A 23584-nucleotide genomic window follows, 5' to 3' on the forward strand; every position below is an offset into this window, starting at 1 on the left:
ACACGGCTTAAGACAGCGACCAGTTCAATCAGGCTAACAACTCTGAAAAAATACCTCGATAGACTTCAGCTTAAATGACCACAGCCGACTTGACCGCTGGTTTCTTCACACGATACAGCAGCGTCCACAACAACACATTCGCCACAATCAAGATCACACCGTACATCCAGACACCTCCGGAGAAAGAACGGAAAAAGACATGAGCACCCCACAGTAAAGCGAACACAGGCAAAGCAGCGAAAATATACCAGCCGTCACTTTGCTGTGCCACACTGAACGATTGGGAAAACGGTGGCTTTTGCAGCATAAACTTGCCGGATACCGGGATCAGCGCTGTAGCTGTGAGCAGAATAATCGCAATGTCCGGCAAAATCCGAAGTCCAAATGTCCATGTGAACATGGCCGCATTCAACAGAAATACCGGTATAAATATGTTGCTTAGAAATGCCTTCAGGGCGCCTCGATATAATACATTTTCATCAGACATCGGCGCGGCGCGAAAGATCCAGGATGCCTTGTACTGACCCGAATACCGTAGCATAATGACTACCGTTACCAACAGAATCAGCATAATATACAAGGTGTACACAAAGGAACTTTGCCTGAATTCTGCCCAGGTCGATGATTGTAAAGCTGTATACCAGAAAATATAAGGCATAACTAACGATAAACCTAAAGATGGGTAAACTTTCAACTTGAACTCCCGTTCATCGCGCATCATGCTGGCCGACAGACGAAAGCAGGCTTGTTCTTCGGTAGAGCGACTGAACAGCTTGGCAACCATACGATCCCACTTTCCCCGGCGGCGACTCGATGTCTGGCCGGAATGAGCCATTTTTTCTAAATACAGCTCGAAGGATGGCATAAGCTTCACATATACGATCAGGCATATCACCGGAACAACAACAGCCAGCGCTGTTAACGTATAGATCCACACCCCGCCATTTCCTGCGAATAACCAATCGTATGCAGCAGCATACCATAGCGGAGGTAACAGCAGTTGCCACCATTCCGGCGTAAAAGCTACTTTAAAATCAATAATATCGAAGGAACGAATGACAAACTGATATCCAATCGCAATCCCCACGGAAAGCAAAATCTGCACCATATTAATCATATCTTTCAGCTTCTCCCCATCCAGAAACCTCATCATGAACAGATAGATGAGAGATGTGCTCACCAGAATCAGGATGCTGATCAGAATAATCTGTAACAGAAAGAGTAGAAAGAAACCAATCCCGTGCGTAACAAGCCCGGCGATCAGCGGCGCAACCGTCACTGAACCTGTCAGCAGCACCAGATAGACTCCGGCATGAATGGCTCTCGCCATACCCACCGTTCGCGCATTAACGGGTTTGGTCAAAATAATATTTCTATCCCGGATGTCGAGAAGCACGGATGAAAAATCCGAAATCATCGACGTCATAATCATAAACATCAGCACGCCAAACAGAATGCCCATCTGAAGCATGAATTGTCCTGTATCCCAGACGACAAAGGGAACCATGATTGCTCCCATCAAGGCATACAGCCAGAGAGAGCGAACATACTGGTTACCTTCTTTGTTCTCCTTGCTCTTTGACCTTCCGGCCATAATCGTAGGCACTCTGCGCTGATCCATCTGGAACTTCACCCGTAAAATAAGGCGTAGCACATCATAATCAGCACCCGTCTTAGTAATGATTGGCCGAAAACGATCCAGAACTTGGAGCGTACGAAAATCGGAGGGTTTCGCCATATTAGTTCACCTCCTGCACAATCGACACAAAGCGCTCAGCAATCGCCTTATGTTCATTAAAGCCTGTCAATTGATTAAACACTTCCTCCAGTGACCCTTCCATCGATTGTTGCTGGAGTTGCTTGAACGTGCCATCTGCCACGACACGGCCCTCGGCTATCAATACAATCCGGCTACTGATCTTCTCCACCACATCCATAATGTGTGACGAATAGAAGATCGTTGTGCCTTTTGCGGACAGCTGTGACAAAATCTCTTTCACCACCATTACACTGTTGGCGTCCAGCCCGCTCAGCGGTTCATCCAGAAACAGCAGATCAGGATCATGTAGCAGAGCCGAGATTAACAGCACTTTCTGACGCATCCCTTTGGAGAAGGAGGCAATGCGGGAATGATATGATTTTTCCAGTCCAAAACAATCCATCAGCAGCTTTGCTTTATAATCTGCATCTTCATAAGACAAGCCATATAACTCTCCCGTAAACGTTAAATACTCGGCCGGAGTTAACTGTTCATACAGTTCTGCCACTTCCGGCACATACCCGATTCTACGCTTATATTCCACATCGCCGCCAGCGATATCCTGTCCAAAAATACGAACGTTCCCCACATAACCTTCCACTAATCCAAGCAAAATTTTGACCGTTGTACTCTTGCCAGCTCCATTAGGCCCGATGTATCCGATCATCTCCCCACGATTCACTTCCAGATCGATGCCGTTTAATACATAACGCCCGTTATACCGCATACGTAAGCCTTCAATTGACAGCACTTGTTCTCTAGTCGTTTCCGATCTCATTTGTTCACCAGCCACTTCGTTATCCAGCTCCTTGTCTATACTATTTCTACAATTCTACTAGTTTACCACAGTTTGGATTAGGGGATCTATGAACTCTATAGAGTACGACAAAAAAGACGCTTCATTCGAAGCGTCTTTCCGCTGATACGATCGGTCTAAGCTGTATATACCACAAACAGTGATCAGAGTCGAAAATCAATTTCATCAATTTCATCTATTTCTTACTTTGCCGCAATTCAACAATTAATCCTCGTCATCAAAATCCTGATCAAACGACAACACCTTACCTGTGTTTGCGTCGATATCAACGTCTGCCTCACCTTGAGCGGTTCTCAGCTCAATCTCATAGACATAACGACCGTTATCACGGTCCAGTTCAACCTTGGTTACTTTGCCACCAGTCACTTGTTTCAATGCAATGTTGGAAGCTTGCGCAACCGTCAATTTAACCTGATTGGAGGCAGACGCACTCGAAGAGTTACCTGTTCCATTATCCCGATAATCATCATCGTCATCGTAGTCATCATCATTAACAACAGCCAAAACCTTACCTGTATAGGCATCCAACCTAACTGTTACATCCGGGTTACCTTTTCGGTCGATCTCGACTTCATAGAACGTTTGACCGTTTCTACGCTCCAGATCCACATCATCCACTTTACCTTCCACTGCTTTCAGCGCTATGGATTTTGCTTGGGATACAGTCAGCAGTTTACCTGTGTTGTTCTGGTTCGCACTCGTGGATTGTGTCACTGAGGCTGGTGCGGATTGTGTAGTTTCAGATTGTACTTGTGATGCCGGTTGCCCGTTCATATTACCGCTAGCCGCGACCGCTGATCCGCCAAGCAACACCGCTGCGGACAAGCTGCCAATCCAAAGTTTATGTTTGTTCATCATCATCATTCATCTCCTCGTTATTGTTCTCGTTCTCGTCTACATATTTAGATTAACCTAGGCGAATGAGAGATTAGAGAGAGAAAGATTAGAATTTGATGAGAAAATGAGGAGAGTATTCTTACCCCTTTTCAGAAAATAACATAATAGAAACAACTCTTAATCATCGTCCTTATCCCAGGTTACCGAACGTATGGCACCCGAGATCGCATTCACCTGTACCGTCGCTTCCCGGCCGTCTTCCAGATCGATCTCAACCAGGTAATACGGATTGCCACTGTTCGTACCACGTAGTTCTACATCATCCACTTCGCCAGGAACTCTCGCAAGCGCCTTCTGCTCTGCCTGCTTCTCACTTAGAAACTGTGGCTCTTTATCCGTCCCTCCCGTTGCCCATGGCGGAGGTGACTTGATCGCTTTGGAGGAAATAATCTCGCCCGTATATGGATCAAGCGTCAGTTCTTGGCAGCTGTTATCCTTCGCTTTCACCACTGCGGTGTATATAGGACTGCCCTGCTGCTCAACCAGTTCCAGCGATATAAGTTGCTCCCCTGCTCTTTGCTTCAGCAACTCCGCCTTCATCTGCTCACGGCTCCACAACGTCTTCTCTTCAGCCTGCGGACTCGACTCCAGACGTTTGATGGATTGAACAGCCGCCGTAAATGCATCGACCTGCACATCGTATAGACCTGTCTCCGAACGAAGCTGCATCAAATACGTACCGTCTTTCAAGGTAGAATGAATGATCTCCCCTGGATATTGATTCAGCACAGATTGCGCGACTGCATCAGCAGATAACTGCTCACGAGCAGGTTCCCACGGTTTCCACCACACCAGAGCTACAACAATTACGACAACCAGTGTTCCGGCCCCCAGCCACAGTAATTTTCGTGACCCTTTACCAGTATGACTTCTTTTGGTATTTTTATCTCCATGCCTAAGCTCATGTTTGTTATCACTTCGTTTCATTTCAGGCCTCTGTTCCTGTTCTGTCATACGCACTTCCCCCTCACATTCTTCCACAACTGATCTGAGTATTCTCGTTGAAAAGTTATAACTAGCCTTGTATGTCATCAGTATAGAAGAGAAGAATGAGAATTTCATGAGAGTGAGTTGCCTCGGCTGTCCGATTTGGATCGTGGTAAAATAATACATGCCTCCGTGCCAACACCTTCGGTACTCGTTAGCTCAATCTGTGCTCCGACAGCGCTTGCCAACTCCTTGGCAAGCGACAGTCCGAGACCAGACCCACTGGCACTTCCGCTTCTAGTTCTAGAGACATCGACCTGGTAGAAACGGTCAAACACTTTCTCCAGATCCTCCTGCCGCATACCTATACCTGTATCCACAATCCGTATCCGGCACTGTTCGCCCTGGCTCTCCAGTTTGACTTCGATGGCATCTTCACTATATTTCCGGGCATTATCCAGCAAAATAAACAGTAGCTGCTTCAGCTTGCTCTCATCGCTGATCGCCCAGATGGGGCCTGAAGCGTCGCACCGTACTTCTCGGTGATAAGCTTCGCGGAATGCTCGCGTAGAATCCGTAGCCAACTTCGTAATATCTACGCGTTCCAGTTGTACATTCCATTGCTCCGGCTGCTTGGCCAGGAGCAACAGTTGCTCCGTCAACTCACGCATGCGTACCGATTCAGACAGAATCGCTTCCACAGCTTCATCAAAGACTTCAGGCCGCTCCTTCCCCCGGCGCTGGAGCAGACTGGCGTAACTCTCAATGATCGTCAGCGGTGTTTTTAGCTCATGTGATGCATCCGAGACAAAACGTTCCTGCCGTTCAAAGTTTGATTCCAGCAGGTCCATCATGCGATTAAACGTCTGTCCCATCGTGTTCAGTTCGTCCTTTGATTTTGCCTCCAGCGGAAGTCGCTTGAACTGCCCACTCGCTTGAATATCACTCATTGTACGTGTCATTTGCTGGATCGGTCTTGTCATGCGATTCGCCAAAATTCGGCTGGAGATCACCGCAGGAATCAGGGCAACAATAGTCACGATGACTAGAACTGTACGCAAGGTAGCAAGTCCACTCTCTGTTTCAGCTACACTCTGAGTTACCTGCAGATTTACCACTTCGCCGTCCGGCCAGATTAATGGCATGGATACCCACACATATCCGACCTGATCCACCTGGGTATACTCTGCCTTTTTCTCATTCTCATACTGGTAAGATAACTTGCTGAGTTGTTCGGATGCTCCCGTTGTGGTTACTGGTGAACTGCTGCCATCTTCATGTACGATGCGCAGCATGCCGTTCACGGGGGCATAAGCCCGAAGAAGGTCGTCTGGCGGGATCGAGCCAGCGGACTGACGTACTCCTGCGACGATCGACTCGGCTTCTGCTTCGACTCGGCGAATCTCATTATTAATGGATACTCGCTCAAATACGAGGTAGACAGACAGATTCACTGCAATTAACAGCACGGCAAATAGAACCGACGAGTATCCGTAGATTTTACTGCGCAGGCTCATGTTTGCTCCTTCAGGACGTATCCTACGCCCCTTACGGTATGTATTAGAGGTGGCGTGAATCCGTTATCCACCTTCTTGCGCACATAACGGATATACACGTCCACCACATTGGTATCGCCATAATAATCGTATCCCCACACGGATTGTACGATCTGATCCCGACTGAGCACCTGACGCTGGTTGCGTAGCAAATACACCAGTAGATCAAACTCACGAGGGGTAAGCTCTATGGCTTGTCCATCTCGAAAAACCTCACGCGTCCCTTCATGCAGTTTTAAATCAGCTGCAGTTAACCACGCTGTGTCTGTTTCCTGTTGCTGACCTACTGACTCATGCACCGTTTCCTGCCCTGGAGCATGATTCAATGTTCTGGCAGTAGAAACTGCAGCAAGTCGTAGCGCTGCACGAATTCGGGCCAGCAACTCTTCAATCTGAAAAGGCTTCGTGATATAGTCGTTGGCACCAAGATCCAGACCGGACACTTTATCCTCCACTGAATCTTTCGCTGTCAGCATAAGAATTGGGATAGCTGTATCTCTCGCTCGAATCCGCCGCAAAACCTCAATACCACTTAGGCCTGGCAGCATGATGTCCAATAGAATCAGATCCCATTGTCCTTCACTGTACTTTTCCAGCCCTTCCGTCCCACTGCCTGCCTTCGTGACCTGATACCCCTCGTACTGCAACTCCAGTTCAAGCAACCTTGCAATCTTGGGCTCATCTTCAATGACCAGCACAGCTTCATTCATGCTGATTCCCCCTCACCCGTCATATCCTTCTCCCGCTAGTTTACAACATCTGTTTACAATTTGCCTAAAGCGTCCGATACAGCATGATCTCCAGCTATCAGATCAAAGGCCATCCGATACGTCTTCTCTTCCTGCAAGGATGCAGCAATGACACGTGCCACATCTTCACGAGCAATGCTACCCGGTTTCAGGTCAGTACCCACGGCCACTCTGCCGGTTCCCGGTTCATTTTTCAGACCTCCGGGACGGATAATGGTATAGTTCAGATCACTGGCGAACAGTGCACGATCCGCAAAATGCTTCGCTACATAATAGGGTTTGATTTCTTCCGGCCATTTACTCCGCTGATCGGCACCATAGGCACTGACCAGAATATATCTGGAAATGCCCTGTTTCTCTGCGGCCTCCATCGTTTTCACTGCACCGTCCAGGTCGATTAACAATGTTTTGTCCGGACCCGTTGAGCCGCCTGAACCAGCTGTAAACACGATGGCATTCTGATCTTTCATCGCTTCGGCAATCTCATCCACGGTATCCTCCAGATCACCCATGACAACCTGTGCTCCAAGTTCCTTCAGTGCGTCTGCCTGCTCCGGCTTGCGAATCATGGCCGTAACCTGATGTTTGCCTTCCTGTCCCAGCTGTTCCACCAGGTGTTTACCAATCTGTCCATTTGCTCCAATCACCAGTACGTTCATTGTTCATTCTCCTCTCAGGTTGCGCAAAAGAGCGATATCATTGCTCCCTGTCTGCTATATTTTTGTTTATCTTATAGACTTTTAATGTAAAAGCCTTACCTTATCTTTTAAACGAAAGCAGCTGCTTTTAAGCGCTAGCTGATGCGTTCGACGCTACACTCTTGGCTCCTTGATATATCGTAATACGGTATATCAACAGAATTCTTTGGAACGTGCGTACGTACTGTCCTGTCGGTTTCTAACGTTCCGTATAATATCTGTATAAAGCCTTGTGTTCATACCTGTGAGTATCTCCGTGCTTCGCTTATCATCTGCATGAAGCCTCTCTCCTCTTACTTGCTTAGATCATATCAAGCAAGTTCAAGTCCAGAAGAGCATAACAAAAAAAAGGACGCCCAATGGGCGCCCTTTAACGTTGGTGTTATAGATTAATAAGCCAGTGCGAACAAGCCATGGATGTGGGACAGGTAACGGATGTTACTTGCTTCTTTCATCATGGTTGCAGGCAGACCTTTCAGACGAGTCTGGTTGCCACCGATCATGCCGACAGCATCTTTACGACCCAGACTTCCCAGCGTACCGGAGAAGATTGGCGAGAAGGATTCCATTGCGCCACCTTTGAACATTACGCCCAGGTTGTGACCAATGGTTTCACCCATTTGCCAAGCCAGTTGTGCCGTTGGAGGGTAAGGGCGAGCGCCTTCGCTAGGGAAGACTACTGCGCTGTCACCAGCAACAAACACATCTTTGTGAGATGTGGATTGCAGAACTTCCGTTACTTTTGCACGGCCGCGATCCACTTCGATTCCACTGTTGGCAACAACGGCATTACCTTGTACGCCACCTGTCCATACCAGTGTGTTCGTAGGGATGGAGCTGCCGTCTTTCAGCATAACTTCGTTTTCTTTCATCTCTGTAATCGCCACGCCAACAATGAAGTTTACGCCGCGTTTTTCGAGACTGGATTTTGCACGATCAACCAGCTCTGGCGGGAAACCTGCCAGGATGGAAGGACCTGCTTCAACAGTGTAGAGGGAGATATCGTTGAAATCGATACCTTTTTCTTTACATACACCTGGAAGAAGATCAACGAATTCGCCGACAAGCTCGATACCTGTCAAGCCGCCGCCACCGATAACAAATGTAGCGTCTGCTTTGTTGCCGGATTGCTTGTATGCATCCAGACGTGCTTCAACATGCGCACGAATACGGTTTGCATCACTAACAGATTTCAGCGTGAAGCTGTATTCCTGCAGTCCCGGAATTCCGAAGTAAGCTGTTTCACTACCCAGAGCAACAACGAGTGCATCGTAAGAGTATGTGGAGCCGCTAGTCATGAGAACTTTTTTCTCGTCCGGCTTGATTGTATCCACCGTATCGATTTTCAGGTTCACATCTTTACCGCGCAGCAATTTTTCAAGCGGGAGAGCAACTGCTTGCTCAGCAATGCTTCCTGCTGCAAGACGGTGCAGTTCCGTAATAATTTGGTGTGTAGGGTAACGGTTCACGACAGTAATTGTCGCTTCTTCCGGAGTCAAGTATTGACGCGCAGTCAGCGCAGTCAACAGACCGCCGTATCCTCCACCCAAGATCAAAATTTGCTTCGACATATCCATCCTCCGTTCTTTCTAAGTCTTAACGTTTCGTTTGTTGACGCTCGTTCAAGATGCTCAAGAAAGATTGAGCAAAACGAAGCGATTGTTGTACGTTTGGATCTTTAAGCATTTTAAGCATAGCGAACAGGCCAACCGAAGATTGTTCGGTTTGCGCACGGTCATTTGCCTCGATGGCAGCAGAAGCTACACCTTTGGCTTTGTCTACAACAGGTTTAGCGAACTCACCCATTGCACTCATTGTGTCGCTGATCAGAACTTTGTCTGTAGCGATACCTTGTGCGAAGTCGTAAGCTTTCGTCATTGCAGTAACCATTTCAGCCAATTTAGGCAGGTTCTCCACCAATACAGTTAAAGACTCCTGTACCTCGGGCTTCATCAGTTGATCCAGTACGTCCAGGGACTGGCGCTCTGCGCCTTCTGTTACTGGCACCTCTTGTTGAGTAGGCGATTGTGACATAAGAGAAAGTCCTCCTTTACTTTGGGATAGAAGTCCGCGACTTTCATGATGCCTGTCAAGCTGAGCCGAACCACAAATACATCAATACACTAAATGTACCAAATTTCACACATTAGGATAAGAGCATCCAGAAAGACCACTCTCTCGCATGCATGGTATGTTGGGTCTGTTGCGCACAACACATGTTGACGCACAAAACGACAAGCAGGCCGAAATCGAACTCTATACCCTTATATTACACCTCTTACACATGAACATGAAAAAGAAATTTTTTACACTTGTGAAGATATTGTGAACATTGTAACAAAATCGATTTTTTTGTCAAGGAGTGTTGGCTTGTCTCGACGGGTCATATTTCTTTTCCAAACGCCACGAGCTACCATATGTGGTATTAAGACATGATCACAACAAACCATATGTACGAAAAGCACATATGAAAGTGCATATTGAACGTTTTTTCAGGAATGGATTTCCAAAAATCTGCCGTTCATGCAACGAATTTGGTCACTTTGGTTATTATGCAGCGACAGCCTCAGCCTTATTCTCCCCGTTCAAACATCTTACTCAAGCAAGTATGGACCTTCTCGAAAGAGAATGCAAAATTCCACACTAGGAAGGTGCGCTCACAACTTCAGGTTAGAACCCCTTCTCAAATCTCTTGTAATCGTGAACGTTTAAATTATTCTCAGCCCGGTTAATAAGGACTACACCAGACAACGAAGGAGATGTTCGATATGAGTAATTCAACTGGCGATAAAATTAAAGCAGGCATTAACAAGGCCAAAGGCGAAGTGAAGGATCAGATCGGTAACGCGACGAACAACAAGTCCCTTCAGGCTGAGGGTAAAATGGATAAGGCCAAAGGGGCCGTTCAAGATAAAGTGGCCGATGTGAAAAAACATCACGAATAATATATTCTGGTTTGCATTCTCGGATCATCTTTACGCACCTTGTGTGAAGACCGCAAGAGTGGCAAACCAGCCTGACCGTCGAAGTTTGGGCTCAATTCGTTCGGATACGCCGAACATCTGAATCCGAATCTGATGACGGGGGCGCAAAAAAAAGCCAAGGAAGGTGTCGAACAACCACCCTTCCCTGGCTTTTTTTGTTTTATAACGCTGGTACGGAATACCGTGCCATATCAATGATAAAGCTGCGACTTGTACGTGTTGTATGGTACTCCCGGTTGAATAGTCTAACCCAGTCGGCATGCTCCTGGTACCATTGGAATGTTCTCTCCAGACCCTGCTCCAGTGTAGTCTGGGGATACCAGCCAAACGATGCGCGCAACTTGCCGGAGTGTACAACCAAGCTGGAACCTCTGGATTGCGTAGGCTCCAGTTCCCTGATCTCCTTCGCTGTTGCTGATCGATCGAGAGGTTCCAGTAACATCCCGATCTCTTGCATTGTCGTTCCAATACCGGTAGAGATGTTATAGGTCTGTCCATCTTGGCCATGGGTCATAATCTGCTCGATCGCTCGCAACGCATCATCGATATACAGGAAATCACGTACAGCTGATCCCTGAATATCCAGTGGCAATCCATCCAGCATGCGCCCGAAGTTACGCGGGATAATGCGATCAGGAAGTTGCCATGGTCCGTATAAATTGGTCAGACGGAATGTTTTCACCGGAAGTTGATAACATTGAGCGTAGGATTGGGCTAGTGTCTCGCAAGCGACTTTCGAGGCAGAATAAGGGGAGACAGGTGCATAAGGGTCTGATTCGTTGTAAACTCTGCCCCATTCGCCACCGTACACTTCAACGGACGAAGCGAGTAAAAGAGGAATGTCGCGATCGGTAGCATATTGCAGGATAGCTTGTGTACTGAGGGTATTATTGCGAAATACCTCTGCGGGCTGATGGTACGAATAGTCGACGTGAGGCATGGCGGCAAGATGAATGATGTAATCTATGTTCTGGGGTAAATGAATATTGTCTTTAGCAAGGTTACACTTGATGAATGGCATGTCGTGCAATGGAGAGCGGTAAACAAGTCTCTGACAGTAGTCATCCTGATCTAGCATAGTGACCTGATGCCCCTTTTGCGCCAAAAACTGTGAAAGATTAAATCCAACAAATCCTGAAGCTCCTGTAACCACAATGTTCACACATTTTCCCCCTACTCCTTTTTTCATCGGGCGCTTTAAAGAGAATGTCTGTATCGAGTATAACCTGAAAATGATACATTTTGTATCATTTCACAAATATTTTTTATTCCTTTATTCCCTGAAAGGTTAATACATGGAAAGAGGTGAACCCAAATGAGAGATCTAAGGCAAGATTATAGCGATATCCAGTCCATGAAATTTCAAGACGACGGAGTCATTCCGAATCATCCGCATCTGCCAGTACTTCTGTACAAAGGAGTCTGGCGTACCGAACCTACCCGTGCCGAATCCGACTTGAACCGGAATGGATGGGGCAATAGCTGGATCAACGGTGTATACGATTATCATCATTATCACAGCAATGCGCACGAGGCGCTTGCGGTAATGAGCGGATTTGTGAAGTTAATTATAGGCGGTGAGAACGGAAAGAAGGTCTATCTGGAGAGTGGTGACGTGGTTGTATTGCCTGCCGGAACCGGCCATAAACGTCTGGAAGCCAGTCCCGATTTTCGGATCGCGGGAGCTTATCCTGGAGGTATGGGTTACAACACTCGAACAGGCAAACCAGGGGAGCGGCCTGAGGCGTTGCAAGAAATTCTAGAGGTTCCTGTACCGGGCACAGACCCCGTGTATGGGGAAGGCGGGCCTTTAACCAAGCTGTGGCTCAATCACAGGGTTTGAGTTGTTGTCGTAATGAAAACCATATAAGCAGGGGGAAGATTTTCCGATTGGAGCTACATTCCCCCTGCTATTCGAACACGATAGAAACGCATCTCACGCGGATTACCCTCCACATCGAGCTTGCCTTGAAGCACAAGCTGACGCACCCGGTATTCCCAATCGTATGCCTTGTCTTCTTATGAGGAAATCGATTTTTCTGAAGCCTGATGTATCGGATGTCGTTCATCCTGATCAGGGTTAAACCGGGTGAAGTGACGCTCCAATTTCCGGCTCGCCCACAGAGATAGTGCAATAAATAACACGACGCCGATCCAGCGTACCGGATGCTCCAGAAACTGCTCTACATTTGAACCAATATACGTTACAGAGAAAATCATAATACCTTTACCGAGCCCCACCGCAAGCAGGAAGGATAACAATCGCATACGGGCGATACCTGCAGCCACATTAATAATGACAAATGGCCCCACAGGAAAAATGCTTAGCAGGAATACATAACTGAATGCGTTTCTACGAATCCATACCATGCTGCGTTGTACACGCGGTTTGCGTGCCCACTTTTCCACAAAAGCAGACTTCCCGATCTCTCGCACGATCAGGAATGTCACGGTACAGCCAAGCACCATGCCGATCCAGGAGTACAAAAATCCTGCCCACAACCCGTACACCGCTCCGTTCACACCCACAATTAATAACGTTGGAAGCGGTGGTACAAAAGACTTCATAAACGTAAGCAAAATGCCCGGCAATGGACCGAGAGAACGAAACTTCTCCAGCCAGAACCGAATATTTTCTTCCGTGATGTATGACATAATATCAAGTGCTGCTGGTGTCATCCGCATCCATCCAATCTATTCGATCTATAAAAGCAGTACGTTTTAAAAAACAATTCGACTGCCGCCCTCCAAGTATAACGTACATTAGGATGTCGCATCGTTGTCAATTTGAAGAAATATTTGAATAGGAGAGCACATCAAAAAAGCACACCCTGATCATTCACCCAGGTGTGCTCTACATATGAAAGCTCCTGAAACTTCAGGAGCATAGCTTGTCTATCGCTTATTCCAATCCCGTTTCCTGTACCTCCAGCGCAAGTAGTTCTGCCTGATGGGCTGCATTCCACTCCGGAATGCCCGAACGCATGAACTCGTCCGCATCCATCGCCGCTTTGGATTGATTACACAGATTGCAGGCACATACACAATTGAGCGGTGTTGTATGTCCACCTTTGGCCCGTGGAAGAAGATGATCAATAGTATCTCCATAGGAGCCGCAGAAGTAACAGGTATACTTGTCACGGTCCAGAATAAACCGCTTGAAATCCTTGTTGCTGAACAATCGGCGAATGGTATAGCGATTAATCACAACGGCAGCTTTTTCCTTCACCAGTGTAACGGCAAGTTCCATATCCACTTCCTGATGCCAGCGGCGTCCTTTGTCCGTTTTGCCGCGCATGCGCACCATGCCCTGACGGTTGGTCCGGAGCGAAGCCGGATCTTCCGGGTCAATCGCTGCCGGCGGCGCGTGATGACGCCGCGGTCGGCCATCCATGCCAGCCCCGTGACTGCGGCTGGCATGCGATGGCTCGCGCCCGGCGGCGGCTGGCTGTGCCTTCGCCGCCGAAGAAGCCTTGCCCGTGCTGGCCTCGTCACGGGCAAGGCCAGGCTCCGGCGCATGGGCCTCAGCAGCTCCGCTGCGGGCCTGTCCTGCGCCGGGCGCGAGCGCCGCTGCAAGCTTGCGGCGCCGCTTGCGTTTGCGCCGGGCTGCGGGTGGCTCGTCCGCAGCCACAGGCGCTGGCCCTGCTGCCGGGCCTTGCGGCGTAGCCGGCAGCAGGGCTTGGGCCGCCGATGCTTGCTCGGCGGCCGGAACTGCAGCGGCAGCTCGCTTGCGCGCCCGCTGTGCACTGCCCTTGCCATTCGCAGCGGCTACGCCTGGCGAATGCACATCGCCGGGCGGAAGCTCCCCGCCCGGCAGCCTCCTATCCACCGCATACAGATCGGTGGATGCCTCACTCTCGCTCTCTGCCTGAACAGAGGCATGCGCATGTATCACCTCTGACGGCTTCTTTTTCCGCCGTCTTCGGCGTTTTTTCCGCTGGCTGGGCGTATCACTAACCGAAACGATCGCTACATCCTTCTCCATCTGGTCGATCAGCACAGCCCCAGCTTCAGCATGTGAATTTACGTGTTTCCCCAAATCACGGCCTTGTTCCTTACCTGCGGCTGACCCCTGCAGCGCAATCCGCTCATTCCGTTCCCGTTCATTCTTCACCAGAGATGACACCATGTCTTCCCGAAGGTCGCTGTCCATCCCATCTTGTCCACGACGCTCCAGCTTTGCAGATGGAGATGCTTGGGCTACTCGCATATCACGGTTATGTTGCTCTCGTACACCGAGTTGACGACAACGGCGACAGGCTCCGCGTCTGGCTCCGGAACTCGCACGCCTTCCCGTTCTACGCCGAAACTCCGACGCAGGCCGTCGCTCTCCGCAATGCATACATGTCTTGGTTTGTCGCGTTTCGTGTGCTGTCTTCCCTTCGCGGAAAGGGGCTGATCCTGTCTCCATGGTTATCACCTCGGTTCCGAATGAATCCGGTTTCTTTCTATTGTATCACAACTGCTCGCGAACACCCTCATAGCTATAAGACTTGTATTCTTCCGACTTAAATTCAGTTGCCTGCTCACTGCATTCGTGGAGAATGTGCTCCACATATTCCAATATATCTTGCATCGGTTTCCCGCATTGTTCACATCTTGTCATGTATGATCACCTTGATCCTGTTCTCGAAGTTTTCTATAAATTGAACTAAAAGCTATCTAAACTGAACACTACGACGACAGAATAACCTTCCCATTGCTGTTATCCCCGGATTTTTCTGTCCTCTCCGTTTCTGTGTAAATAAATAGTTCAACTTATATAGTAGTTATTATCTTTCCGCCTTATGATTACCCTTGTATTCTGAAAAAGAAACATTCGTTCCCACGATAAACACCCATAGTATCTGCAAAACCCCGGAATCACTTCAGCACAACAAAAAGCCATTCTCGAGCTCAGCCTAAGGCTGAACCGGAAAATGGCTTTTAATCAGGTATGATCTGACTTCAAGATCATACATCCACTTGCCCCGAATGTTGTTGCGGTACAAGACGCGGCTTCGGTTTGGGCAAATTACCAAAGATAATCCAGGCATGTGGCAGGAATCGTGCCGCCAGCCCGACCACAATCCATGAAGCGATCAGTGCAATACCAAATCCGGCGGCGTACCACAGATGAATCAACCAGGATACCCCCGTTTGGGGTGGATGCTCACGATAAAACAAAAGGAAAAACGGATGAATCAGATAAATGCCGAAGGATAATGCACCCAGTCGATTTAGCGGTTTGACGATTAGTGCAGGACCTTTGCGGTAGAGCAAGTATGCAATCTGGATAATGACCAGTGCGCAGGCAAAGGTATGCACATTCCAGAAAAGCTCATACCATAATGTGTTATAGGTCGCAATTTTCAACCGTAGCAAATAATAAATATATACGTGAGCAAGTCCCGCCGTGATCCACACAACCCACAGCACAATCCATGAAACTACGCGGATTTTAGTTGCATTCGCCCGGCTGATCACAAACCATTGTTTGATCTGCGGGAAATACACGCCCATAAAAGCTCCAAGCATGAAATAGGAGAAATAAGAGAAAGCCCAGCTTCCTTTGTTGGGCACCTGGAACCCGTATTTATTACTGACGATGAAGGCCCATTGAATAAAAAGCCCGATCGGGATAGACCACTTTACAACAGAAGGATGTTTCTTCAATAGCCATAGCACCAGTGGGAAGATGAGATAAAATTGCATATTAATAAAAACAAAATATAGATGTGTGTAGGCTTTGCCTGTAAACAGCCTTTCAATAAAAGTAATCAACGACTCATTAAACGGGCGTCCCTGGTAATACAGGTAATGCAGCACAACAAAATACATAATCGAAAACAGGAAGTAAGGCAACAAAATGTAGACAAAGCGCTTCTTGTAAAAATTCGTGACTAATCTCTTGTCTAGCGGACGGGTATAATAATTATAGAACAGCACAAAGCTGCTCAAAAAAATAAAGGTTGGTGTACCATATTTCATGAAAATATTAACAAAGTTGTACAACCAATAGTAACTGGAATTGGTCATTTCCAGCGTAGCATTGGAGGTGGAATGTACAAATAGCACACCGATAATCGCCACAGCCCGTACGAGATTTAACTCCGGGATTCGTTCTCTTTTCAGTGTTCGACTCATGGTTTAGAGGTTCTCCTTTATGTATTCGTCAATATGTTAAATATGACTTAGTCCATTAAGCTCTCTATCTATTAAAAGGCATATCGCTTAACATGTGTAGTCCAATTCCTTAATTTTTCTTTAATTTCCAAGAAGTTTTCAGATCATTCACATCGTCAGACATGTCAAAAAGACCGCTGTGACGCGGTCTGTGGCTTATTGTGTCGTTACTCTAACTTTTTTTATTTACCGGTACAAAAATGTTAAACTCAGGTTCATGATCATTGGAATCCTGCTTCATGGGGTACACTTCATAATGCGTAAGCGGTTCATTCGATAGAAAAAGTCCCTGTTCTTCAATCCATGCATAGATTAAATGATAAGAAGATTCAATGGATTCTCCTTTGATATAGCTATATTTCACATAATCATGTGCCGGAACTTCAAATTGAACCATTCCCTCCGGGACATTCGGAGATGCCACGTCATCTACCTGGACGGCAACATAGTGGATAAACCCGGTTTCTGTCATATGATACGACAAACCCAATAGCTCATCCGGGTGCATCATATTCTTGATTTCATGCAGGCGACGCTTAAATTCGGTCTGCACCTTGCGAATACCTCCAGTCCCTGCCTCAGCGAACGTCCCCTCCCATTTCAGACCAATCATTGTTGCGGCCTCTTTACCGATCAACTCTGCAGATTGTATTTGTTTCATACACCTCATCCCTTCGTTCAACAATAAAATCGACAATGCCATGTTTTCCTGTTCTAACTCTATCTTATACTAAAACAGCATCAAATTCTGTAATTAAATACCATATTTAATTACATTTTGCACATGTCCTAATTTATATAACAAAAGGCAAGGAGTTTCCTCCCTGCCTTCATCATCATTCAAAATTCAGTTTTTCTCCCGACTCGCCAGAATCTGCTTGTACACGTCAATGGCTGCCTGTCTGGAAACTTTCAGATCTACGATCGCATCCTTGCGTGGTTGGTGAATCTCCTTGCTATGCCAATCCTTCAACTCGGGTAGCCACTTGCGAATATAGTCGCCCTGAGCATCATACTTCTCAGACTGCGTAACCGGATTATTCACACGGAAATATGGCGCAGCATTTTCACCCAGCGAGGCGCACCACAGCCAGTTCCCCCGATTCTGGATGTTATCATAATCTTTCAGCTTCCTTCTGAAGTATGCTTCACCCATCGTGAACGGACACTGAAGGTTTTTCGTCAAAAACATCGCTGTCAGAATGCGGAGCCGATTGGGCATATGCCCGGTCTCGTTCAGTTCTGTCATGGCTGCATCAATAATCGGAATGCCCGTTTCCGCTCTGCACCAACGTTCGAAATGAGTATCTTGAAGAACAGAGAGATCATACACTTTTTCATACGTAAAATAATCTTGCTCATAGACTGCCCTGTACAAGTAGAAATCGCGGAAACAGAGCTGTCTGATCCACTCTCCAGCTTCGGAGATACGCTGTGCAGCATCATACATCTTGCGAATAGATACTGCCCCCACAGCTACATATGAGCTGAGATGGCTTGGCTCATAGGCCTCGAACTCATCCCGATGATCCCCGTAATCTGCTACTCGTTCGGAAAGAAAACGATCCAGCAACATATGTGGATTCTCTTCATCTCCTGCCTCATCCGAATTCTCCAACAAAGCATGAGGAACCTTCATAGCCTGCGGCCAATCCACAATTCGTTCAGTGACGTCCACGTCTGCAATCGTGATTGCCGATGGTGGATTAGGATGTTCATTCATGAATTCAACCCAGCGTCGATGGAAGGCGGCAAAGACTTTATAGGGTTCTGATTTGCCTGTGAAACTGGCGAAGGCTTTCAGATCAACCAGCAAATGATCCGTCAGTTGGGTGAATGTGATCCCATAGGATTCACAGACTTTACGTATCTCTCGATCCCGTTCCATCGCATATGGCGTCATGTCCCGATGGACGACAATCTCACTGATCTTGTCCTCCATGTGGCTCAGTAACCAATCCACCACTTCGGCGGGTTTGCCATAAGCTACTTGCAGCTGCCGTTTCGCTTTCTTATACATTCTGCCCAGTGTTCCGGCATGACGGAGGAAGTTTGCACCGCTATGCTCCTTCTCCCGGCCTTGCCGGAGCAGGAATGGATCATAGATCAACACATGCAGGCTCTCTTCTTCCTGCTCACGCAAATAATCCAAAGCGCTTAGATCATCTGTACGCAGATCTTTGCGGTGTATGAATAATTTCATGCGCTACACCCCTTCTGCCTAGGGCGTGTCTTGAAACCTACTGAAGTGCATCTTTCACCGCTTTTTCGCCCCCCGCTGCGTCAGTTTCCCTTGACGTGCCCCGGCACGCCTGCAGAAAACTTCCTTGCTTGGAACGAAAATTCAGCAAAATCTGCCTTCTTTAGATTTTTCAGACACGCCCTAAATATCTATTGTCTATTGTTTGGTCAGACTTTCGTATAGTTTGCTCGTTTCAGGTTCGGGCTGATGACCCAAATCCTCTTTCAAGGTCAATGTAAAGGAATGATACAGTCGCAATATGCCTTGTTGATCATCCATGGAAGCATAGACTTCCATCATTAACCGGCAGATTTCTTCTGAATAAGGCTCACGTTCCTGCAATTCCATTAATAGCTCAATCGCCTGCTCGCCCCGCTTGTGAGACATCTCCCAATGAGCGATATCCATGACAAGTCCCATATACTTACGACGGAGCTCCCTGCTCTTGGATCTGGCCCAATCATAGTCATGCTCCTCCAGATAATCGCCGCGATACAGCAGGGCGACGTGTCTCAGCTCGTTCACATTATCCGAAGTAACAGCTTCATAGGACAAGGCCTGCTCAAATTGTTCAATATCGCTCACCAAGTTACCTGTCAGCAGACGATAACGGTTCATATTGTACTCCAGCTTGCCTGTCATGTTCCATTCCTTCAATAATTTGCGAATCTGATAGACAGAAGTATGTAGCAGCGTCAGCCCTTTATCCTGAGATACATCGGCCCAAAGCTTATCAAGCAGAACCTCCTTGCTTACCCACTCTTCCCGGTGATGAAACAAAAATGCAAATAACTCCTGAGATTTGGTGGTGCGCCATTTATGCTTCTCGGCGCTATGATCCATACTTCTGAATATATCCAGATGTTTAAAAGTCAACAAACCAGGTGCTTTAAATTCCAACTCCTCGGCCTGGGCTTCAGGTTCCGATTCTTGCACCTCCATCGCCGCTGCTGTCTGAGCGTGATAAGACATTGTACCTGCAATACGATCGATGGTCTTGCTAAGTCTGGCAGAACTGACCGGTTTTAATACATAATCCAGAGCATGCAACTCGAATGCCTCCACCGCATGGTCCGCATACGCGGTTACAAATATGATTCGAATGCTTGAATCGAGTTGCTGTATATATTCAGCCGCTTCCAGACCATTAACCTCTGGCATACCAATATCCAGAAATACAACATCCACACGATCAATGGTCAAATAATGAATACCTTCGCGTGCTGTTGAAAAACATTGAACAGGATTAATTCTTCCATCTGACTGCAGCAGGCGCTGCAGATGAAGCTGCGCTGGCTTCTCATCATCAATGACTATGGCTCTCAACGTTCCCCAACCTCCTGCCATGAGAGATTTAATATGGATAGCCGCTATATCGGCTTTAGCTTATTCATGTTAACCATACTTACCCAATCCATGAACTCAAAGTCTCATGTAAAATGATTAACCTGGTTCAGCGGAATATGAAATTGAATTTGTGTACCGCTTCCTACATGACTCTGAATATTCAGTCCCTGTCCATAGAGCGACATAAGACGGCGATTGATATTTTGAAGCCCAACACCTCCGGGACCTTCTGTTCGACCTGACTTCACCTGAGCCATACGTTCAGGAGGTATACCCACACCGTCATCCTGTACACGAACGATGACATCGTCACCTTCCTGGAAAATATGAAGCCGCACCGTACCGCCTGCAGCCCTCTCCATAACCCCATGACGAATCGCATTCTCTACAAGCGGTTGAATGGTGAGCGGTGGTAAAAACAACCTTAAATCCGGCTGTACTTCATATTTAACGACAAGCCTGTCTTCAAACCTCGCCTGTTCCAGATGAACGTAGGACTCTACCAATTCGAGCTCTTTGTACAACGGAACCAGTTGATCCCTGTTCTGAAAATCAAAGCTACCTCGCAAATAATGACTCAATTCGATAAGCAGGTCCGTTGCCTTATCGGGATCTACAGCACAAGTTGCAATAATTACATTCAGCGCATTGTAGAGAAAATGAGGTTTGATTTGCGCCTGAAGAAAGGCCATCTCCGCCCGAATCGTATCCTGTACAGAGGTACGCAGGTCGATCAGCGTTCGAACCCGCGCCCGTAATTCACCCGCATCGACAGGTTTACTCAAAAAGTCATTTGCCCCCGCCTGGAAACCATGCCGAATATCCTCGGGTAATCCACGAGCAGTCAGCATCAGAATAGGCAATTCGGACAACGAACGATGCTCCCGAAGCTTGCGACAAAGCTCCGGACCGGACATTTTGGGCATCATCCAGTCGGTAATAACCAGATCTATGGATGGGTGTTGCTCATACAGCTCGATTGCTTTAAAACCGCTGTCTGCTGCAATGACCCGGTAATGCTCCGTAGAGAGCAAGTTCAGAAGCACATGTCGATTTACAGGATCATCATCCACAATCAGAATCGTAGGTTCCCCAACATGATTCCCATCCTGTTCCTGCATTGGACTGGAGTCATTCAAATCCCCGGCAACATAGTCCTTCGCCTTTTTCCCTTGTGTTGTCACATAACGAGCCGGCACGGGGTTGATCTGTTCTTGTAGTAACGGTAATTGTACAATGGGTAACGTAAAATGAAACGTCGATCCGACTCCCGGTTCTGATTCGACCCATATTTCGCCTTCACCCAACTCAACAAGTTTTTTCGTGATGCTGAGACCCAGCCCGGTCCCCTCATAAGCCCGTTCCATCGTTCCATTGCTTTGCTCGTAAGATTGGAAAATATCATGCAGCCTTTCGGATGCAATACCCACGCCAGTATCCGCAACAGATACTCTGACCTTGTCCCCTTCCACAGAGGCATACAGCCGGATCACGCCATGCTCCGTAAACTTGTAAGCATTGCCAAGAAGGTTATAGAGAATCTGCCGCAACCGATGCTCGTCTGCTTCCACCAACGGTAATGCATCAGGCCATTGCTGAATCAGCACAATGGGCTTGTCATCGAACGTAAACCCCGAAACCTCAACCACTGTTCGAGCGACCGACTCCAGATCAACAGGGACGCGATTTAACTCGATTTCACTGTTTTTTAGTTTGGAGAAGTCCAAAATATCATTGACTAGCAGAGATAATCTTTTCCCGGTAGCAGTAATCATGGACAGATTTTTGGCTTGTTTTGGCGTAACAGCTCCTGCCGCTCCTTCCAGCATAGACTCCGCAATGTTAATAATGCCATGTAGCGGTGTCCTCAGCTCATGCGACGTATTCGCCATGAATTCATCCTTGAGGCTGTCAATCACCAGCAAACGCTCCGACAAAGCTTCCACTTCAAGGAATGACTGCGCAAAACGAATAGCTGTAACAAACATCTGAATCAGAACAAATAACAGAAGTTCAAGCAATGCTAGAAAGGCGGTATCAATGGCCACAAATGCCCCGATCGTGAACAACACAACAACCATGATAATACTCATTAGGCCGACCAACGCAAAGTGGCTGTCGTTTGTCCTCTTACGCGACCAAAAGATCATGGTTCGTATCGCATAGAATAACACCGAGAACGAAATAAGCAGCATCGGTGCTTCAAAGGCCGAGAATAGTGTGGTGGGAAAAGTAAGACCTATCAGAGACTGAGCAACAAGCAGAATAAAGCCCAAACGCACAAACCAACCATGGACGGCCCCCGGCACTAATGCAGCCAGATATCGAAGCAAAAAATAATACGAGAATGCTCCGCTGAGAAGTTGAAGTCGAAGCATCACATCGTGCGTCAGTAAAGGTATAAATGTGGCCAGCAGCTTCTCACCATGCGTGAGGGCATACAATGCACCCGAGAGGCTGAACAGTCCTAGAAATTGGAGCTCTTTCTCACTGCGGCGCAGCCTGAACAACACGAGAAAAAAAACAGCGGGCAGAATAAATCCAAACAAGGTCATCAGATCCTTGAGCCCGTCCAACTGCTGGCTTCGGAAAATACTAGCCTCATCCCCGAATAAAACAGATGCAACTATACCTCCAGAGGCATAGCTATAATTGGATACCTGAATAATAATGTCAGCTGTATCTCCCTCTATGGAAGTAAAGCCTGTAAAGGGTAGATTCTTTTGACGGTCTGAATCTTTGGTTACCCCAGGAGAACCCATACCCCCTATGAGATTTCCATTAATAAAAATGCGATGTGACATGCGTATATTCTGTGTATGAATCCCATAACGTTTTTGTAAGTGGCTAGGGGTGAGTTGCACTTGCAAGTGATATGTTCCATAACCTTGTCCTTTTCCAAGTGCTGCATTCCATTTGGACGGAACCCGAACATCCATAGGAGCGGACAAGGGTCTGCGGCCTGACATATCCGCTTCAAAATCTTCCGGACCGAGCAGCTTGTCAGGATAGTAGTTCCAGATGCCATTAAGCCGAGCGGCACCTTCCTGGCTGAAATCCCATTGACGTAAATCTATACGCCCCTTTATAACCTGAGGATTGTCCCGCTCGCTGATCCATACCTGGGCGATCCATCCCAGCGGAAGCAGAACAACACAAATGAAACTTAGCGTCAACATGATCCAGTGTTTTCTCATCTATGTATTCCTTCCACCCTCATTACAGCGACAGATATCACTTTTTGTCGATTTTTTCTATAGATCCATGTTACACGTTTCCGGTGCTCACGGAAATAGTTCATGAACAGTTTTAGCTCATTTCATAGCAAAAAAATACTTTTGAGGCTTTCTTATGGGAAAAGGCAGGCCAAAAAGCCCCGAACTATTCTCTCCAGATGGAAACCAGGGAGAAGCCGGGGCTTAGGGATGCTCTTAGGGTAGGGT

Annotated in this window: 20 protein-coding genes; 2 read left to right on the plus strand and 18 right to left on the minus strand. The window is 47.4% G+C overall.

Features of this window, described 5'->3' with window-relative positions:
* Positions 1 to 70 precede the first annotated feature (70 nt).
* The 9 genes from MHI38_RS14825 to MHI38_RS14865 all read right to left on the minus strand — a co-directional run bounded on the left by MHI38_RS14825 (position 71) and on the right by MHI38_RS14865 (position 9437).
* Entirely contained in the window at positions 71 to 1738 is a 1668-nt protein-coding gene (locus tag MHI38_RS14825; protein ID WP_154890049.1) for a hypothetical protein, read from the minus strand.
* A gap of 1 nt (position 1739) precedes the next feature.
* Positions 1740 to 2537 (minus strand): ABC transporter ATP-binding protein, encoded by a 798-nt coding sequence (locus MHI38_RS14830; RefSeq protein ID WP_154890342.1) that lies wholly within the window; start codon positions 2535 to 2537, stop codon positions 1740 to 1742.
* A 243-nt stretch (positions 2538 to 2780) separates the two neighbouring features.
* Positions 2781 to 3434: a PepSY domain-containing protein gene (locus MHI38_RS14835; protein ID WP_186809697.1), complete on the minus strand. Its 654-nt coding sequence runs from the start codon at positions 3432 to 3434 to the stop codon at positions 2781 to 2783.
* 156 nt (positions 3435 to 3590) lie between these two features.
* Positions 3591 to 4427, minus strand: a complete 837-nt coding sequence (locus MHI38_RS14840) for a PepSY domain-containing protein (RefSeq protein ID WP_341181359.1) — start codon at positions 4425 to 4427, stop codon at positions 3591 to 3593.
* A gap of 104 nt (positions 4428 to 4531) precedes the next feature.
* Entirely contained in the window at positions 4532 to 5917 is a 1386-nt protein-coding gene (locus MHI38_RS14845) for an ATP-binding protein (RefSeq protein WP_154890042.1), read from the minus strand.
* Positions 5914 to 6666, minus strand: a complete 753-nt coding sequence (locus MHI38_RS14850; RefSeq protein ID WP_154890040.1) for a response regulator — start codon at positions 6664 to 6666, stop codon at positions 5914 to 5916. The genes MHI38_RS14845 and MHI38_RS14850 overlap by 4 nt, the downstream gene beginning before the upstream one ends.
* A 53-nt stretch (positions 6667 to 6719) precedes the next feature.
* Entirely contained in the window at positions 6720 to 7364 is a 645-nt protein-coding gene (locus MHI38_RS14855; RefSeq protein WP_154890038.1) for an NAD(P)H-binding protein, read from the minus strand.
* A 428-nt stretch (positions 7365 to 7792) separates the two neighbouring features.
* Entirely contained in the window at positions 7793 to 8974 is a 1182-nt protein-coding gene (locus MHI38_RS14860) for an NAD(P)/FAD-dependent oxidoreductase (RefSeq protein ID WP_090921560.1), read from the minus strand.
* Between the two features lie 25 nt (positions 8975 to 8999).
* A complete protein-coding gene (locus tag MHI38_RS14865; protein WP_090921558.1) occupies positions 9000 to 9437 on the minus strand; it encodes a DUF1641 domain-containing protein in 438 nt (145 codons plus the stop codon).
* 734 nt (positions 9438 to 10171) lie between these two features.
* On the opposite strand from MHI38_RS14865, the gene MHI38_RS14870 reads away from it, so the two are divergent.
* Positions 10172 to 10348, plus strand: a complete 177-nt coding sequence (locus MHI38_RS14870) for a CsbD family protein (RefSeq protein WP_090921556.1) — start codon at positions 10172 to 10174, stop codon at positions 10346 to 10348.
* Positions 10349 to 10547: 199 nt separating this feature from the next.
* Here the strand turns inward: MHI38_RS14870 and MHI38_RS14875 are convergent, their stop codons facing one another.
* Positions 10548 to 11549, minus strand: coding sequence for an NAD-dependent epimerase/dehydratase family protein (locus MHI38_RS14875; protein ID WP_186809695.1), 1002 nt, complete (start codon positions 11547 to 11549; stop codon positions 10548 to 10550).
* Between the two features lie 153 nt (positions 11550 to 11702).
* Between MHI38_RS14875 and MHI38_RS14880 the strand changes: the two genes are divergently transcribed.
* Positions 11703 to 12230, plus strand: a complete 528-nt coding sequence (locus MHI38_RS14880; protein ID WP_341181360.1) for a cupin domain-containing protein — start codon at positions 11703 to 11705, stop codon at positions 12228 to 12230.
* Between the two features lie 176 nt (positions 12231 to 12406).
* Here the strand turns inward: MHI38_RS14880 and MHI38_RS14885 are convergent, their stop codons facing one another.
* From MHI38_RS14885 to MHI38_RS14920, 8 genes are all read right to left on the minus strand, one after another.
* Positions 12407 to 13066 (minus strand): TVP38/TMEM64 family protein, encoded by a 660-nt coding sequence (locus MHI38_RS14885; RefSeq protein ID WP_154890033.1) that lies wholly within the window; start codon positions 13064 to 13066, stop codon positions 12407 to 12409.
* A gap of 223 nt (positions 13067 to 13289) precedes the next feature.
* Positions 13290 to 14798: an HNH endonuclease gene (locus MHI38_RS28780; RefSeq protein WP_445667213.1), complete on the minus strand. Its 1509-nt coding sequence runs from the start codon at positions 14796 to 14798 to the stop codon at positions 13290 to 13292.
* 45 nt (positions 14799 to 14843) lie between these two features.
* Positions 14844 to 14993: a hypothetical protein gene (locus MHI38_RS14895; protein ID WP_186809694.1), complete on the minus strand. Its 150-nt coding sequence runs from the start codon at positions 14991 to 14993 to the stop codon at positions 14844 to 14846.
* A 347-nt stretch (positions 14994 to 15340) separates the two neighbouring features.
* Positions 15341 to 16513: an acyltransferase family protein gene (locus MHI38_RS14900; RefSeq protein WP_154890031.1), complete on the minus strand. Its 1173-nt coding sequence runs from the start codon at positions 16511 to 16513 to the stop codon at positions 15341 to 15343.
* A gap of 211 nt (positions 16514 to 16724) precedes the next feature.
* The gene (locus MHI38_RS14905) at positions 16725 to 17213 is read right to left on the minus strand and encodes an effector binding domain-containing protein (protein WP_154890029.1); all 489 of its coding nucleotides are present in this window, start codon (positions 17211 to 17213) and stop codon (positions 16725 to 16727) included.
* Positions 17214 to 17399: 186 nt separating this feature from the next.
* Positions 17400 to 18755 (minus strand): cryptochrome/photolyase family protein, encoded by a 1356-nt coding sequence (locus MHI38_RS14910; protein WP_341181361.1) that lies wholly within the window; start codon positions 18753 to 18755, stop codon positions 17400 to 17402.
* Positions 18756 to 18950: 195 nt separating this feature from the next.
* Positions 18951 to 20120: a response regulator gene (locus tag MHI38_RS14915; RefSeq protein WP_308722600.1), complete on the minus strand. Its 1170-nt coding sequence runs from the start codon at positions 20118 to 20120 to the stop codon at positions 18951 to 18953.
* A 104-nt stretch (positions 20121 to 20224) separates the two neighbouring features.
* A complete protein-coding gene (locus tag MHI38_RS14920; RefSeq protein WP_341181362.1) occupies positions 20225 to 23320 on the minus strand; it encodes a hybrid sensor histidine kinase/response regulator in 3096 nt (1031 codons plus the stop codon).
* Positions 23321 to 23584 lie beyond the last annotated feature (264 nt).

Origin of the sequence: Paenibacillus sp. FSL K6-1558 (assembly GCF_038002565.1) — a bacterium.
Taxonomy (GTDB): domain Bacteria; phylum Bacillota; class Bacilli; order Paenibacillales; family Paenibacillaceae; genus Paenibacillus; species Paenibacillus polysaccharolyticus.